At 45.1% G+C, this 15,860-nt stretch carries 12 protein-coding genes; 9 read left to right on the plus strand and 3 right to left on the minus strand.

Annotated elements, in window-relative coordinates:
* Window positions 1-189: 189 nt before the first annotated feature.
* The 8 genes from AC3CH4_RS06125 to AC3CH4_RS06160 all read left to right on the plus strand — a co-directional run bounded on the left by AC3CH4_RS06125 (window position 190) and on the right by AC3CH4_RS06160 (window position 8,141).
* Window positions 190-1,707 carry a fumarate hydratase gene (locus AC3CH4_RS06125; protein ID WP_004734730.1) on the plus strand — a complete coding sequence of 506 codons (1,518 nt, stop codon included), beginning with the start codon at window positions 190-192 and terminating at the stop codon, window positions 1,705-1,707.
* A 163-nt stretch (window positions 1,708-1,870) separates the two neighbouring features.
* The gene (locus AC3CH4_RS06130; protein WP_004734731.1) at window positions 1,871-2,056 is read left to right on the plus strand and encodes a hypothetical protein; all 186 of its coding nucleotides are present in this window, start codon (window positions 1,871-1,873) and stop codon (window positions 2,054-2,056) included.
* Window positions 2,057-2,260: 204 nt separating this feature from the next.
* On the plus strand, window positions 2,261-3,634 hold the full coding sequence (locus AC3CH4_RS06135) for a YcjX family GTP-binding protein (RefSeq protein WP_488543447.1): 1,374 nt from the start codon (window positions 2,261-2,263) through the stop codon (window positions 3,632-3,634).
* Between the two features lie 14 nt (window positions 3,635-3,648).
* Window positions 3,649-4,701 (plus strand): YcjF family protein, encoded by a 1,053-nt coding sequence (locus AC3CH4_RS06140; RefSeq protein WP_146458125.1) that lies wholly within the window; start codon window positions 3,649-3,651, stop codon window positions 4,699-4,701.
* A gap of 204 nt (window positions 4,702-4,905) precedes the next feature.
* The gene (gene tyrR / locus AC3CH4_RS06145; protein ID WP_017077872.1) at window positions 4,906-6,450 is read left to right on the plus strand and encodes a transcriptional regulator TyrR; all 1,545 of its coding nucleotides are present in this window, start codon (window positions 4,906-4,908) and stop codon (window positions 6,448-6,450) included.
* Between the two features lie 18 nt (window positions 6,451-6,468).
* Window positions 6,469-7,056: a ribosomal protein S5-alanine N-acetyltransferase gene (rimJ, locus tag AC3CH4_RS06150; protein ID WP_146458127.1), complete on the plus strand. Its 588-nt coding sequence runs from the start codon at window positions 6,469-6,471 to the stop codon at window positions 7,054-7,056.
* A 139-nt stretch (window positions 7,057-7,195) separates the two neighbouring features.
* A complete protein-coding gene (locus AC3CH4_RS06155) occupies window positions 7,196-7,669 on the plus strand; it encodes a DUF2947 domain-containing protein (protein ID WP_004734736.1) in 474 nt (157 codons plus the stop codon).
* A gap of 256 nt (window positions 7,670-7,925) precedes the next feature.
* Window positions 7,926-8,141, plus strand: a complete 216-nt coding sequence (locus AC3CH4_RS06160) for a hypothetical protein (protein WP_054546551.1) — start codon at window positions 7,926-7,928, stop codon at window positions 8,139-8,141.
* Between the two features lie 156 nt (window positions 8,142-8,297).
* Here AC3CH4_RS06160 and AC3CH4_RS06165 read toward each other — a convergent pair whose 3' ends face one another.
* From AC3CH4_RS06165 to AC3CH4_RS06175, 3 genes are all read right to left on the minus strand, one after another.
* A complete protein-coding gene (locus AC3CH4_RS06165) occupies window positions 8,298-11,138 on the minus strand; it encodes an Hsp70 family protein (RefSeq protein ID WP_488543448.1) in 2,841 nt (946 codons plus the stop codon).
* Between the two features lie 138 nt (window positions 11,139-11,276).
* On the minus strand, window positions 11,277-13,271 hold the full coding sequence (locus AC3CH4_RS06170) for an Hsp70 family protein (RefSeq protein WP_488543449.1): 1,995 nt from the start codon (window positions 13,269-13,271) through the stop codon (window positions 11,277-11,279).
* Window positions 13,271-13,903, minus strand: a complete 633-nt coding sequence (locus tag AC3CH4_RS06175; RefSeq protein WP_017083365.1) for a DUF2760 domain-containing protein — start codon at window positions 13,901-13,903, stop codon at window positions 13,271-13,273. Before AC3CH4_RS06175 ends, AC3CH4_RS06170 begins: the two co-directional genes overlap by 1 nt.
* A 350-nt stretch (window positions 13,904-14,253) precedes the next feature.
* Here AC3CH4_RS06175 and AC3CH4_RS06180 point away from each other — a divergent pair, with 350 nt between their 5' ends.
* Complete coding sequence (locus tag AC3CH4_RS06180; protein ID WP_488543450.1) at window positions 14,254-15,792, plus strand: sensor domain-containing diguanylate cyclase; 1,539 nt, start codon at window positions 14,254-14,256, stop codon at window positions 15,790-15,792.
* Window positions 15,793-15,860 lie beyond the last annotated feature (68 nt).

Here is a 15,860-nt window from a genome sequence, read left to right on the forward strand (position 1 = left end):
AGTATCATAAATTGAAAATAAAATGGGTTCTTGATTAGAACGGTGTAATACAAGTGGTTTAGTTTACAGCTATGCAAGCGATTGCTAAAGCAACTAAATACAGCTCAACACAATAAAAAGCTAAGCCAATTAGGCCTGAACAGTCAAACCATGAACCCACATGGAACCAGAACAATAAAGAGGCATGCAATGACGGTTATTCGTAAGCAAGATGTGATCAGCAGTGTCGCTGACGCACTTCAGTACATTTCTTATTATCACCCTTTAGACTTTGTCCAAGCCCTAGAAAAAGCGTATGAGAAAGAAGAGAGCCAAGCAGCAAAAGATGCTATCGCTCAGATTCTGATTAACTCGCGTATGTCTGCGGAAGGCCATCGTCCAATTTGTCAGGATACGGGTATTGTTACTTGTTTCGTGAACATCGGTATGGATGTTAGGTGGGAAACGGATCAAACAGTACAACAGATGGTTGATGAAGGCGTTCGTCAAGCTTACAACAATCCAGATAACCCATTGCGTGCATCTGTCCTAATGGACCCTGCAGGTAAGCGTATTAATACAAAAGACAACACACCAGCGGTTGTTCACATTAATATGGTTCCAGGCAACAAAGTTGAAATTCAAATCGCGGCAAAAGGCGGCGGTTCTGAGAACAAAACCAAGATGGTCATGCTAAATCCTTCTGATGACATTGCAGAGTGGGTAGAGAAAACGCTGCCAACGATGGGTGCTGGTTGGTGTCCACCGGGCATGCTAGGTATAGGTATTGGCGGTACGGCTGAAAAAGCAGCGGTACTAGCGAAAGAATCTCTGATGGAACACATCGATATCCAAGACCTTATCGACAAAGGTCCAGAGAACGCTGAAGAAGAGCTTCGTCTTGATATCTTCAACCGTGTAAACAAGCTTGGTATTGGTGCACAAGGTCTTGGCGGTCTAACCACTGTCGTGGACGTAAAAATCAAAACAGCGCCAACGCATGCTGCGTCTAAGCCAGTATGTTTGATCCCTAACTGTGCGGCAACGCGTCACGTACACTTCACATTAGACGGCAGCGGCCCAGCAGAGCTAACACCACCTAAGTTAGAAGAGTGGCCAGACATCACTTGGGAAGCGGGCGCAAATACACGCCGTGTTAACCTTGATGAAATAACCAAAGAAGACGTACAAGAGTGGAAGACAGGCGAAACAGTTCTTCTATCAGGCAAGATCTTAACCGGTCGTGATGCAGCGCATAAGCGTATTCAAGGCATGCTTGAAAGTGGTGAAGGCCTACCAGAAGGCGTTGACCTGAAAGGTAAGTTCATTTACTACGTAGGCCCTGTTGATGCGGTACGCGATGAAGCGGTTGGTCCTGCTGGCCCAACAACCTCTACTCGTATGGATAAGTTCACTGACATGATGCTAGAAGAAACAGGCATTATGGGCATGATTGGTAAAGCAGAACGTGGCCCTGCAACGGTAGAGTCAATCAAACAACATAAATCGGTTTACCTGATGGCGGTTGGCGGTGCAGCTTATTTAGTCGCGAAAGCAATTAAAAAAGCACGCGTGGTTGCGTTTGAAGATCTCGGTATGGAAGCGATTTACGAGTTTGAAGTTGAAGACATGCCGGTAACGGTCGCGGTTGACTCTAACGGCGTGAACGCGCACCAGATCGGCCCTGATACGTGGAAAGTGAAAATTGCTGAAGCTGAAAAAGCATAATTTACCGAAGTCAAAAGTCGTAACAGGCGCTAGCTTCAGCGTTTGAATTGCAATTCTTGACAGAAAGTTGAAGACAAAAGTGCAGCATTATTTGCACTTTTGTCTTATTATCAATGATATAGTGATAAACACATCGTTTGATATAAGAATATAGGAGAGAGGAATGCCTCGTTTTATTCAGATCCTACAGATTATCTTGGCAGTGGTGATTGGTGCTTTTGTTGGATATGACCTGATCTTGAAAGGGATCAGTATCTTTGATAATAAATACGTGACAATTACTTGTGCGCTTTGGCTAATTGCAGAGATTGCACTGTTTGTTATCTACAAGTTGATTGAAGACGATTAAACGTCGGATACCGCAGAAAAATTCTAAAGCCCCTGATTATGAATGTAGTCAGGGGCTTTTATTCATCTAGCATTAAGAATGTGTATTGCATACTCACTACTATTAGAAAAAGAAAAAGCATACATACTATCCCAACAGGGAAAGAACATAGGCTGCCTCTCTATTATCATAATCAGCTAGCCTAACTATCACGGAGTCGTTCAAATGAAACACCTAACTCAAGAAATGAGTGACTTTATAAGCAGAGGAACGGATTCTCACATTCGAGTAGCGGTCACGGGGCTTTCTCGTGCGGGTAAGACAGCATTCATTACTTCGCTGGTTAATCAGCTTCTTCATACGTCTACCCACAAAAATCTGCCTCTACTTGCATCAGCGAGAGACGGAAGAATTATTGGCGCTAAGCGCATTCCTCAACACAACATGATGATCCCACGTTTCTCTTATGATGAAGCTATGGAATCGTTGAATGCTCAGCCACCAGAATGGCCAGTGCCGACGCGTGATGTCAGTGAGATTCGTCTAGCAATCAAATATAAGCCAGCCAAAGGCGCAAAGAAGCTACTGAGTAAAAACAGTACGCTCTTCCTCGATATTGTCGATTACCCGGGAGAGTGGCTACTTGATTTACCCTTGTTGGATATGGACTTTGATACGTGGAGTCAATCTCAATTCGCAGCGTTGAAAGGCGACAGGGAAACCTATTCACAAGACTGGAACGCAATCCGCGGTGACATTGATTTATTAGCAGATGCTGACGAAAAGAAACTGGTCGCGATTGCTGATAGCTACACTCAATATCTTCATACTTGTAAGGATAACGGGTTGCACTGGGTGCAGCCGGGTCGATTCGTATTGCCGGGTGAGCTTGAAGGTGCGCCTGTTCTGCAATTTTTCCCGTGCATAGCACCAGAAGATAAGTTTTCAAAAACCAGTAACTACGCAGTATTGAAAGCGCGTTATGAAGAGTATCAACAAAAGGTCGTAAAAGCGTTTTACAAGAATCACTTCGCGACGTTCGACAGACAAATCGTGCTGGTGGATTGCTTACAGCCGCTCAATGCGGGCTATGACTCTTTCATGGATATGCGTGGCGCATTAGAGCAGCTATTAAAGAGCTTTAAGTACGGGCGAAGCAATATCTTAAGACGCTTATTCGCGCCGAAGATCGACAAGATCTTGTTCGCAGCCACCAAGGCTGACCACGTGACACCGGATCAACATCCGAACTTGGTGTCGCTGTTACAACAGATGGTGCATCCTGCTTGGCAACAGGCGGCGTTTGAACACATCGACATGAGCTGCATGAGTATCGCGTCTATTCAAGCGACGAGTGCGGGTTATATCTCGTCAGGTTCAGACAATGTCCCCGCATTGCAAGGTGTGACTTTAGATAACGTACCTCAGACCATGTATCCGGGAGAGGTACCGCGTAAACTGCCAAACAAACAGTATTGGGAAACCAACCAGTTTGATTTCACAAGCTTTAGGCCGATTGAACAGCACTCTGACGAGCCTTGTCAGCATCTGAGAGTCGACAAGGTTTTAGAGTATCTCATTGGCGACAAGTTGAAGTAATTGAGGCAATCAAAATGAGTGAATTAAAAACAAAACAGGTCTTTGATGAACCTTTGAAGACCTCATTCGATGAGCCGGATAAGAATGAAGTTAACCCAGACTTGGGTGCTCAAAAACTGTTTACCGAACAAGAAAAGTTTGTGCCCGTTACACCACAAGTAGAAACCGATCTTGATGGTGATGCTGAGCAACAATTGGAACAAGTGATTCGACCGAGCAAAAAGAAGAAGTGGTTTGGAACTGGCTTGTTAGTCGCTTTCTCCGGTTTAGTCGGTTGGCAAGCAATTGACTCTGTCATTACCGCGATTCAAACAGCAGACTGGCTCGCGTTAGGTTGGGCCGGCTTTATTGCTGCCATTGCTTCATTAGGCTTGGGTGCAATAGGCAAAGAGCTGTGGAAGTTACGCTCATTGAAAGATCATTTCAGCGTTCAAGAGCAGAGTGAAGAGCTACTTCAGAGCCAAAGTGTCGGCAAGGGTAAAGCGTTCTGTGAACACATTGCGAAGCAGGGCGGTATTGTCGCTGAATCACCCGCTTATGATAAATGGCGAAACAGCATTAACCCTGCGCACAGCGATGCTGAAGTCTTGGATATGTATGATGCACTCGTTGTTGCCCAACAAGATAAAGTGGCGACTCAAATTGTCACTAAGTTCTCGACCGAATCGGCCGCTTTGGTTGCTGTGAGCCCATTGGCGGCTGCCGATATGTTGCTGGTGGCGTGGCGCAATTTCACCATGATAGACAAGCTTGCTGATGTGTATGGCATTGAGCTTGGCTACTGGTCGCGTATTAAGTTGTTCAAGTTGGTGTTGATCAACATGGCAGCTGCGGGTGCCAGTGAACTCGCGATAGACGCGAGTATGGACCTCGTCTCGATGGATCTTGCAGGCAAGGTTTCAGCTCGAGCAGGACAGGGGCTCGGTGTCGGTATTCTCACCGCGAGACTGGGTTTAAAAGCCATGACATTGCTGCGTCCTATGCCTTGGCATAATGAGCGAAAAGTAAAAATATCAGATCTTCGTAAAGCCGTCCTTTCTGAAATAAAGCGCATTACGCTTAAATAGAGTGAGTTGCTTATCAATAAAGCGCATTACGCTTAAACAAAGCGAGCTACTGACCAATAAAGCGAGTTACTTAGCAATAAAGTGTATGACATTGAGTCGTTTGCGAGTGAAGAGTAAACATATGTTTACTCTTCTTCTTGACTGAACTCAGAGCTTAATCCACACTACTGTCAACTTATCCTGACACCTATAATAGGACTATTTGTGCGTCTTGAAGTATTGTGTGAAGACAGACTCGGCTTAACGCGTGAGTTGCTCGATATCTTGGCCTCAAAAAGCATTGATTTAAGAGGAATCGAAATTGATGTTAAAGGCATTATTTACTTAAACTGTCCTGATATCAATTTTGATGCTTTTAGTGAACTTATGGCTGAAATTCGCCGAATTTCAGGTGTGAAGGATGTACGTAAAATCCAATTTATGCCAAGCGAAAGGCATAACACAGAGTTGATTGCTCTGCTGGCAAACCTACCTGACCCTGTGATAGCGATTGACCTTAAAGGCTCAATCGATATGGCAAACCACGCTGCATTGAACCTCTTTAATAAGCAAGAAGACGAAGTGATCGGTGAGCCGCTAGCGACGTTCGTTCCTAGCTTTAACTTCGCTCGTTGGATTGAAGGCGATGTAACGCGCCATCGTGAAGTTGTGGTGTTAGATGGTTTAGATTTCTCTATTGAGATCCTGCCGATTTACCTTGGTGGTGATGTGAACGAAGCGGTACTGGCTAGCGCGGTAATGACAATTCGTTCTTGCAACCAAGAGATGAACACGCCAGACGCAATCCCTGAACAGAATAACCTAGGCTTTGAACACTTTGTTGGTGTCTCTAATCGCCATAAAGCCTTGATCAGCCAAGCTAAGAAACTGGCTATGCTGGATCAACCTCTGCTTATTGAAGGGGACACTGGTACGGGCAAAGAGATGCTGGCTAAAGCGTGTCATAACCGTTCGAACCGAGCGTCATTCCCATTCTTGATTCTAAGCTGTGCATCGATGCCTGATGACGTAGCGGAAACGGAATTGTTTGGTCATGCTCCGGGTTCATTCAATCATGAACAAGGTCATAAAGGCATTTTCGAACAAGCGAATGGCGGTACTGTATTTTTAGATGAAATTGGCGAGATGAGCCCACATCTACAAATCAAACTGCTGCGTTTCCTACAAGATGGTTCATTCCGTCGTGTTGGTGAAGAAGAAGAGATGCACGCGGATGTTCGTATTATCGCATCAACGCGCCATCGTCTTTCTGAATTAGCCGACTCAGGTTCGTTCCGTGAAGATCTGTTCTACCGCTTGAACGTGCTGACTTTATCGATTCCTGCTTTGCGTGAACGTTCAAACGATGTTGCCCCATTACTGGAGCTATTCGTTGCAAAGTACGCACAGCAATTAGGCATGTTGAAACCAAAGCTGACTCAAGAACTAATCGACCAATTAGGTAATTACCAATGGCCGGGCAACATCCGTCAGTTAGACAATATGGTTTTACGTGCACTAACAGAGTTGGATTCAGATACGTTAACGGTTGAGCAATTCCACCTGCCACAGCTTGAAACCATGACGGCTGGAATGGCGAACTTGAGCTTAGACGGCTCGCTTGACGAGATCATGAAAGACTATGAATCTCAGATTCTAGAGAAGCTCTACCAGTCTTTCCCATCAAGCCGTAAGCTTGCAAAACGTTTGAATGTATCTCACACCTCAATTGCGAATAAGCTTCGTGATTACGGTATTAGAAAGAACTGATCGAATAAGAACAAGATTATGGAAGATTTGAGTACACCGGAGCGCATTTATAAGCGGGACGGTAACCTGATTCTGAGAACGGCTGAAATCGACGACGCAGCGATGATCAGTGAGTACTTTCAGGTTAACAGAGAGTACCTGAAACCTTGGGAACCGATTCGAGAAGACGCGTTCTTTGATAGAGCGAGTTGGGCGCAGCGACTGATCAAGTTAAACGAGCTTCATAAAATGGGACTAGGCTATTACTGTTTACTGATTAATGCTGACTCTAATGAAATGTTAGGCACAATATCGTTCAGTAATTTGTCTCGTTTCCCGTTCTACGCCTGTAATGTGGGTTACTCATTGAGTCAAAGTGCACAGGGCCACGGTTACATGCGCAGAGGCTTGAGCATGGCAAAAGACTACATGTTTGATGTGCAGAACATGCACCGCTTAATGGCGGGCTACATGCCTCACAATGAACGCAGTGCGGGTGTATTGAAACATCTTGGCTTTGTTCGAGAAGGCTTCGCCAAAGAATACTTACAGATTAACGGTAAATGGGAAGACCATATACTGACCGCGTTAGTTAACCCTAACTGGGAAGACAAACGCAATGTCTAGACTAAATAGTATCTAGGCGTAAGAACAGGTAATGAATTTAAAGGCAGCGAATATCAAGCGACCTCTAGTCGCCGCTGTATCGAAAGAACATATAGGCATGGTAAATCCATCAGCCTGAGAAGATATTTGAGGAAATTTGATGTCATACACAACTTTGGACGAATACCAAAGAAAATGGATTTTCACTCACCAGTCAATGCCGCTGCCGGCAGAGGATTTGGAAAAGATTAAACCAATGACACAGGCGAGAGCATCTCAGTTTTGGAAAGAGAACGTGAGCCCTCAAAGCCCTGATGCGGAAAGACTAAGTTCGCAAGACTGGCCAAGCAAAGCATCGAACTGGAATGAAGAGATCAGCTGGATGGCGAATTGGGAAGCCGACGAACCAGAAATGCCAGAAGAAATCCTAAACTTCATTGATTGGCAAGATGACGTAACTGTTTATTTTTGTTACGAAAAATACAACGTCCTTGAAACTAAATGGTCAGTATTTAAGAAACACTGGAAGAACTTTTTGTTCTACGATGATGGCCCAATTTTACTAGGTCGTCGCCGTTCAGAAGCACTTTGGTTTGCAACAAATGGTACCGTTAAAATTGGCAACCGAGCTTAAGTAAGACACTACTTAATCAAGCGAATGTTGAACAAAAGATTGATAAAAAGCGAGCTCTGAGCTCGCTTTTTTTGTGGCTAAAGATCGTCGAGGATCATCGTTAAATACACGCCATTTGAAGCCGATTTCTGATGAGGGTTTCCATTAGCTTAGATCTAGTAATTTTCGAAATTGAGATCGCTATCTCATTGGCTTGGTTGAAGTTTTGTGGGTTTGGGTTATCTTTATAGTACTGCCTTAGTGGAGGTGAAGTATTATGATTTGGGATACTCTCGAACGTGTAAATAAACTTCGCAAGGAAGCAATGGAAGATCCAGAGTTTTTGGATTCAGCAAAAATGCATGAGCAATGGCTTTTAAGCGAAACTCATAATCAATCGAACAAAGGAGCTAAAGAGAAGAAACCGAAAAAGTTATCTGATATTTATGAAAATACGGATTTTCCTATCAACCCAACAGGAACGAAACATTAACAATGATGAACTGCAATACGGCTAAGGCTCTTAACCAAGATGCGATAAGTCGACTAAACATACCAGCCTTAAGCCACCAATAAAAAAGCCACTTTCAACGAATCGAAAGTGGCTTTTTCTTTACTAGTTAGCGCTCCAATCTATTGAGCCCTGAAACTAGTTATTAATCAGGCTTAACCCGCTTGGTAATGCATCACCAAATACGCGCTTAGACTCGCTCTCAGAAAGTTCAGTCACTTCACTCACTAGCGTTAGCCATGAATCAGGTACCTTGCTTTGCTTTAGCTTCTCAATCACTTGATTACGATAGTCGTCAGAGATATCAAATTGACGGTCACCGGTTTTACGGCAAATCATCACAGCAGCGAAGGCGATCATCTGCTCTTTCTGCCAGTTCTGTTCAAGCAGTTTTGGTAACCACTGTTCAGCTTGCTCTCTAGGAATTACGCTGTGTTGGCTGCCATACAAAGGCGTTCTTGATGCTAATCGACCTAGCGCCCACCAGTGAGCTTGTTCAAATTGGTTGTGATTAATCGCTTTGCTCAAGAACCAGCTTGCCAGCAGCACTTTGTCTTCCACTTCCAGTTGCTCAAGTGACGCCGCTAAGCGAACCATGGCTTCATAACCATTGTCTTGCGCATCTTTGGCTGTCTTAGGGTTTTTCATTGCCCCCGGGTGAAGGTACTTAGCGATGTCAGCCAAGATACTCTCTTGCTGCTCTTGATTCAGGCCACCCGCAACACGACGCCAGAATACCCACCAGTCCGTCCAACCTTGGTGGTTCTGGAATTGAATGTTTTGTTGGTAAAGGCCCCAAATTTGTTCGATACGCCATGAATCAGTCGGATCGCCAAAGCCGGGACGCAGCGAGTAACCCGCCAAACGCAGCCAGTTCTTCTCGTGTGCTTCTGAACGACGGCGGCGTTTACGACCTAATGAAAAGGTATCAAACAGATGGCGAAGGGTCGTGAAGTCCCATTCATCACGCTTACCAAGTCGCTTCTCAAGATCTTTCGATAGTGTTTTGATCTCTTTCGATTCAGCACTCTTCTTGTTGCCGCTGTACAGGCGAGAAATCAACTCCTTACATTCATCCAGTCTTGGGTGAAGTTTAGCGGTATCAGACTTATCGCCTTGCTTGTTTCTTACTTCAAATTCAAGCAACCAACGCTTAGTGTCATCTTCCGTGCTCACACACTCCATTTTCAGTGTGCCGACTTCCGTTAATTGACACGCGAGCAATACTTCGACGCGTTCTTTTTGGTTGGCTTGGAGCTCTGCAGTACCTGAACCTTCCAGTGTAGAAATATACGGTGGAAGAGGGGAGAACAAGTCGGCGTCGACATTGACCATCACACCATTTTGAATAGCGGTGTCATGAGCAATTTGATCGTGTGTTGAAGTCAGAAGATTAAATCGTACCGGCTCACCTAAAGTCAGCGAGAAACGACGGCTGTTCAAGCGTATCTCTTGGCCTTCTTCGGTTCCTTTGGCAAGCAGACAAAGCGCTTTACCCATCTTGTTCTTCTCTTGTAGATGCAAGAAGTAAGAACGAGCAGCACCGCCACCGATTTTCAGTTGTGCACCACGGCGTGCTTTACCAAAGGCTACTGCACCAAGGGCTACAGACCAGTCTGGATGAGGGTTATCAAGCACTGTGATTGGAGAACCGTTCCAGTTGCCCAGTAGCTGAGTAATTCGCTCTGTTACCAGCTCACTGTTGAACACACCACCATTGAGTAGCACACCAACAGGAATTGCAGGTTTGGTATCATCAAACTCGACAGAGTCTGACTTTTCCAATGCGGCTTTTGATACTTGCTGATGTGTCGCTAGGAATTCGGCAACGTGCTTACTTACCGCAGGATCTGCTGCGTAGGGTAGGCCGAACTCAACCACCGCGCTACGTCGTTTGTCGGGTACTTCCGTAAACTCAGAAAGTGGGAAGAAACCTTCCAGTGCAATCTGATGAACTTCTTGTTTCGTTAAACCAATACTTTTGGTACCGCCAAGTAGTTTTGAACCGCTGCCCAGCATGGTGATCTTCACATCGTCTGGCGCGTTAGCAGAAAGCAGGCTCTCTTTTGCGGCGCGAGTTTGCTGAATAAGCTTGGTTAGGCTAGACGCATTCAACTTTTTGTTTTGATTAAAGCGTTGCTCTGCAAGGTGGGCAAGGGCTAAATCTAGGTTATCACCACCGAGCATTAAGTGTTCACCAACGCCGATACGGTCGAGTGCGAGTTCTTGGTCATCGCTATTGTTTGAGTTGAAGCTAGCTTCGATCAAACTTAAATCTGTGGTACCACCGCCAACGTCACACACTAGAATCAGCGGGATCTGCTGAAGTTCATCCGCTGCGGTTTGTTGATGACGGGCATACCAGTCATAACAAACGGCTTGCGGCTCTTCGAGCAAAAGAATCTTACTTAAACCAGCAAGTGCTGCCGCTTCGAGTGTCAGCTTACGTGCTGTCTCATCGAATGAAGCAGGAACAGTTACTACAACGTCTTGGTCTTCAAGTTTATTGCTTGGGTTACGGTAGTTCCATGCTTGACGGATGTGGTTCAGGTAGCTTGCGCTTGCGACAACAGGAGACACCTTATCGACGTCAGTTGCGCCTGCCCACGGCAGAATGTCGGAGTTACGATCAACCGCTTGGTGAGATAACCAGCTCTTAGCACTGGATACTTGGCGGCCTTCAACTTTTGCGCCCAGTTCGCGCGCCCATTCACCGACGATGACGTTTTGAATATCGCCTTCAACTAAGCTCGGTTCCCAAGGCATGGTGAGATCGGAAGGGGAGATCTGACCTTGTGCAGGATGATAACGAAATGATGGAAGTAGGGGCTTGCGAACCACTTCACCGGGGCCGATGAGTTGGTCAATATCGAAAAGAGATACGGGAGCATGTTGTAGGTCGTCGTTGATTTCACAGTAAGCGACAACAGTATTGGTTGTGCCTAAGTCAATGCCGACTAAAAAACGAGGAGATGCCATACAAAACCTTATTCTGCCAAAGTGATGACCAGTTAATGGATAGTCTTGGTCTTATTATTGTCTTTGGAATGCTTTTAATACAGGGCTAGGGAATCGCATTGATAAAATAACGGCACCCGTTAAGGTGCCGTTGATTCATTATGCTTGTTCGTTTGAGTCGTTATTCGAGTCTTCACGAACATCGAACTCAACGTGCCATTTCTGACCATTGTCTGTGGCAATCGCTTCTAGGTATAACGTGCCTAATTCAGTAACACGAGACGCCAAAGTCACGGGAACTACTTCGCCTTCGCGACGACCTTCAGAAACAGGCAGTGTCACTTGGATTTCAGGAAGCTCATCCAGATCTTCTGGAGCCCAGTGATCAAGGTGCGTACCCGCTTGGTCTTCACGACGGGTGGTTGAACCAAAGAATTGGAAATGAACTGGCTGACCAATCACTAGACCGAACTCTTGGCTAGGCACTTGAACGCTTGAGCCTTCTTCCATACCAAATGGCGCAACACACAGTGCTTCCATTGGAGGCGCCATACCTGGGATGGCTGGCATCGCGCTTTCAATTCCAACGTAGTAAGAAGATGCGATACCACCACGGATACGAACGCCTTGGCCACGACGAACTGCGCCGTAGTAAGAAGCGCCACTCGCAACCGCTAGGTCTAAGTCTAAACCTGAAAGTTGTTTAGCAAATTCAGCGTCTGCATTAATTAGCCATTCATTGATCGTGTCTGAAAGACGATCAGCAAGTAGATTAGATTTTAGAACACCACCATTGAACAGTACCGCTGTTGGTTTGATGAAGTCTGCCGCTGGCGCTTCTGACCCTTGCGCTTCTGTACCGGGCATACCGGGCATGTTTGCAAACGGGTTGAAATCTTGTTGAGCGGTTTCACTATTTCCAGAAAGCGCGTTCGCTTGCTTAGAAAGGAATGCAGCAATGTGACGAGTAATACCTGCGTCTTGAGCGTAAGGCAGACCCATTTGAGTCAGTGCGCCACGCGTCTTTTGTACTGGGTGATCAGTCACCGCTACTTTCGGGAAGAAGCCATCAACCAATGTTTGTTGTACTTCTTGCTGAGTCAGATCTGTTTTCAGTGTTGCGCCCAGTAGTTTAGAGCCACGGCTTGGAACAACGATCGGCACAGATTGAAGTTCAGCATCATTAAGCAATGCTTCTTTCGCATCACGACACGCATGAGTCATCGCTTGAACCTGCCAAGGAGCCAGTTCTTTGCCTTCTTGAGCAAGTTTCATTTTCAGACGGTAAGCCAGAGCCAAGTCCATGTTGTCGCCGCCCAGTAGGATATGTTCACCTACAGCGATACGGTTCAGGCTTAGGTTGCCTTCATCTTGTGTTACTTCAACCAACGAAAGGTCAGTCGTACCACCACCGATATCGACAACAAGAACGATGTCACCAACGTTCACTTCATCACGCCATGTGTCGTTGCTGTTATCAATCCAGCTGTAAAGAGCCGCTTGTGGTTCTTCTAGAAGCGTTAGGTGAGTGAAGCCCACATTACGCGCAGCTTCTGCTGTAAGGTCACGAGCCGCAGGATCAAACGAAGCTGGAACCGTGATCGTTACATCTTGGTCTGCCAGTTTGTGTTCTGGGTTAGCGTGGTTCCAAGCATCTTTCAGGTGCTCTAGGTACAACTCAGTTGTCTTAAGCGGAGATACCTTTTCAACTTCTTCAGGGCTGCCTGCAGGAAGGAAAGCATCACGACGGTTCACACCACCGTGGCATAGCCAAGATTTAGCACTTGCGACCAAGCGGATTGGGGTTTTAGAACCAAGGTTACGAGCAATCGCACCGACTAGCGCTTTTGGCTCAGAAGACCAAGGAAGAACGCGAGAGCCCGCATTTATTTCATGTTCGTGCGGCTGGTATAGGAACGAGCCAAGTTGGCTGCGAGTTTCTACTGTACCTGGTGCCGTTAGTTGAGGGATTGGCATCACCTCAACGCGAGCGTCTTCATTTGTTGTGTCGATGAAAGACAAAACACAGTGTGTGGTACCTAAATCGATACCGACACTGAACTTAGGCGCCTGATGTTGCTCTTGAGAAGATAGCTCTTGTGAATGCGTCTGTGCAGATGACTCGTGCGATGATGGCTGACTTTGGTGTTCCATTATAGCTCCACCTCTGCCGGTGCAATCACAGATGCATCGTAGTTCTCAGCAAGCTTAGGCAGGTTCATGTCAGTTGCTTTCCAACCTTTGTGAACCAATGTGCCATTGAACGGTGCGTTACCCGTTACATTGCCTGTTAGACGAATTTCTTGTGGGTTGAAGCCTTCAACAACCGTGATACGCGTTTCTTCATCTTCAGTGCGGATGTGAGAAAGCGTTACGTAATCTGCTAATACTTTTTGACCGCCAGTGTGAATAACACGAGCTGCTGCGCCAACTTCTTCATCAGAGAATGATGTTAGGTCTTCTTTTAGGAAGTCAATTAAACGAGCTTCTTGCTGCATGATAGACAGTAGCTGCATTGCAGAATCTGTTGGTGCTGTTGCCAGCTTAGATTCAACTTCTACTACTTTTTCGATCACACGTTCAACTTCAACAACTTTCTCTACTTCGACAATTTTCTCAACTGGCTTTTCAACTTCAACGATCTTTTCTACTGGTTTTTCTACGACTTTCTCAACCACTTTGGTTTTACGAGAAACGGCAATTAGCAGTAGTAAAACGCTTGATGCCGTTAGGCCTGCGTGAAGCATATCAAACGTTTGTGGGATTAGGTTCAAATCAACGATCATAGTGATTTCTCTTTAAAATTGATTTAACGGTATATTCGTCGGTTTAAAGGAATATACAGGTTGGAAAGAAACTCAGTGGCATAAGGCCGAAATGGTCACTTTCAAGCTATAAATATGGGTGGATACTAGCATATTCAAGGCTTAAGGGCTTTATTTAATGTTTTCAATAAACTGGCTTTTTGGTGACTTAGCTTGAAAGTTAATCGAGATTTGTTGGTTTATTAACCGCAAATGTCCATGGGTTGTAAATAGTGTTAGTTTTATCCCATTGTGAGAGTCAAAGATAAATAGAGCCTAGCATTCCGGCAGTGTATACTTTCGACTCAAAATAACATCATATGGGAAGCTGTATGCCCCACACTACCGACCCCATAACAGGGTTGAAGAAACGAACTTTGCCGTTAGTTGTCTTTTTTGCCACATTTTTGATGACGGTGTTGTGTTTTGTTTTAGTTGCGTTGAATCAAAATAGATCTTTGAATGAGAATCTGGATAGCTTTGCACAGCATCAAACGCTCAGTTTAAAAGCGTTTATTGATAACGATGTTGCTTATATCGGTTCCGGTGCAAATTTTTTCTATTCTAATGATGTCGATAGTCGGGATCGATTTGATCGTTTTGCTCAGCAAACGATTAACGGTTCGAAAAGCCTGATCGGATTGCAGTGGATGCAAAAAGTAGCGGTAGAAGATCTTGCCGAGCACACTGCCAAAATGAAAGCTCAATACCCATCCTATAGAATGTTTACTATCCCTAAACATGGGCCAAAAACTTATGGTTATGTCTCGGATGGCGAGCCCGTATTTATCGCGACAGATATATATCCGAATGATCCAGTGAACAACGGTGTTTTGGGTTTTTACTCTTCTCGTGAGCGGTTTAATCTGATCATTGATAACATTAAAAAAACACGTGAAGCGAATATTTCAGACAAAGTTCGTCTATTGCAAGATGGTTTAGACAGCAACACACCTAAGAGCGGAATGTTGGTCTACCACCCTGTGTTTGATGGTGAAACGGACAATTTGTTAGGGGTTGTGATTGGTGTTGTTCGTACCACATACTATTTTGAGAAACTTCTGGCATCTACTGTCGGCGATATGGACGTTTATGTGCGTGTTACCGATAGTGGTTTTGAAGCTGAAGATGCCCCGATAATGTTCGAAACCAATGGTTATGAAGCGGTAACTGGGCAGCACATTACAAAGACGATTACATTAACTAATCGTGAATGGATCATCGACTTCAAGATAGATGCATGTATTTCATTTAATGGTTACTTAGTGTTGGCGGGAATCGGCATAGTTGGTACTACTATCTCGTTACTGCTTGCTTATATTGTGAACCTGCAAATTCGAGAGAAAGAGCGCTTGTATCGAATGATTGATGAAAGAACAGAAGAACTTCGCTTTCTTGCCAATCATGACAGTTTAACGGAAATTTATAATCGCCGAGCTTTTAATAAGATGCTTGGTCAATCGATACAAAGCGATAAGCCGTTTAGCTTAATAGTGTTTGATGTTGATAAGTTTAAAGAGATCAATGATAAGTTTGGGCACCCAGCCGGTGATGCGTTACTTATCCATGTGATTAAGGTTATCTCAGTGAGCTTGAAGTCTGGAGATAACCTATTTCGGATGGGAGGGGATGAGTTCGGTATTATTTCGAGCATCACCGAACATGACTCATTGTCTCGCTATTTAGAATGTATTTTAGTGACGGTGAGTGAGTCTCATTGCGAGCATTCTGGCCAGCTATTGAGTTGCACTCTAAGCATCGGGGCGACCATCCGCACTAATGAAGACATTGAAGCGCTCCTTCAAAAAACTGACAGCATGTTATACCTAAGTAAGTCAAATGGCCGAAATCGAGTCACAATTGCAGGCTAAATGAGCACTTGATGCAACTGGGGTCGAGTTCTTTATTAGGCTCATGTACAATTTCACGAAATTTTTGA

This window comes from Vibrio sp. QJM3NY_26 (assembly GCF_057786005.1).

What these genes read in the sequence shown, in the direction of transcription:
- AC3CH4_RS06125 (WP_004734730.1), top strand. Translation starts at nt 190, where the DNA reads ATGACGGTTATTCGTAAGCAAGATGTGATCAGCAGTGTCGCTGACGCA.
- AC3CH4_RS06130 (WP_004734731.1), top strand. Translation starts at nt 1,871, where the DNA reads ATGCCTCGTTTTATTCAGATCCTACAGATTATCTTGGCAGTGGTGATT.
- AC3CH4_RS06135 (WP_488543447.1), top strand. Translation starts at nt 2,261, where the DNA reads ATGAAACACCTAACTCAAGAAATGAGTGACTTTATAAGCAGAGGAACG.
- AC3CH4_RS06140 (WP_146458125.1), top strand. Translation starts at nt 3,649, where the DNA reads ATGAGTGAATTAAAAACAAAACAGGTCTTTGATGAACCTTTGAAGACC.
- rimJ (WP_146458127.1), top strand. Translation starts at nt 6,469, where the DNA reads ATGGAAGATTTGAGTACACCGGAGCGCATTTATAAGCGGGACGGTAAC.
- AC3CH4_RS06155 (WP_004734736.1), top strand. Translation starts at nt 7,196, where the DNA reads ATGTCATACACAACTTTGGACGAATACCAAAGAAAATGGATTTTCACT.
- AC3CH4_RS06160 (WP_054546551.1), top strand. Translation starts at nt 7,926, where the DNA reads ATGATTTGGGATACTCTCGAACGTGTAAATAAACTTCGCAAGGAAGCA.
- AC3CH4_RS06165 (WP_488543448.1), bottom strand. Translation starts at nt 11,138, where the DNA reads ATGGCATCTCCTCGTTTTTTAGTCGGCATTGACTTAGGCACAACCAAT.
- AC3CH4_RS06170 (WP_488543449.1), bottom strand. Translation starts at nt 13,271, where the DNA reads ATGGAACACCAAAGTCAGCCATCATCGCACGAGTCATCTGCACAGACG.
- AC3CH4_RS06175 (WP_017083365.1), bottom strand. Translation starts at nt 13,903, where the DNA reads ATGATCGTTGATTTGAACCTAATCCCACAAACGTTTGATATGCTTCAC.
- AC3CH4_RS06180 (WP_488543450.1), top strand. Translation starts at nt 14,254, where the DNA reads ATGCCCCACACTACCGACCCCATAACAGGGTTGAAGAAACGAACTTTG.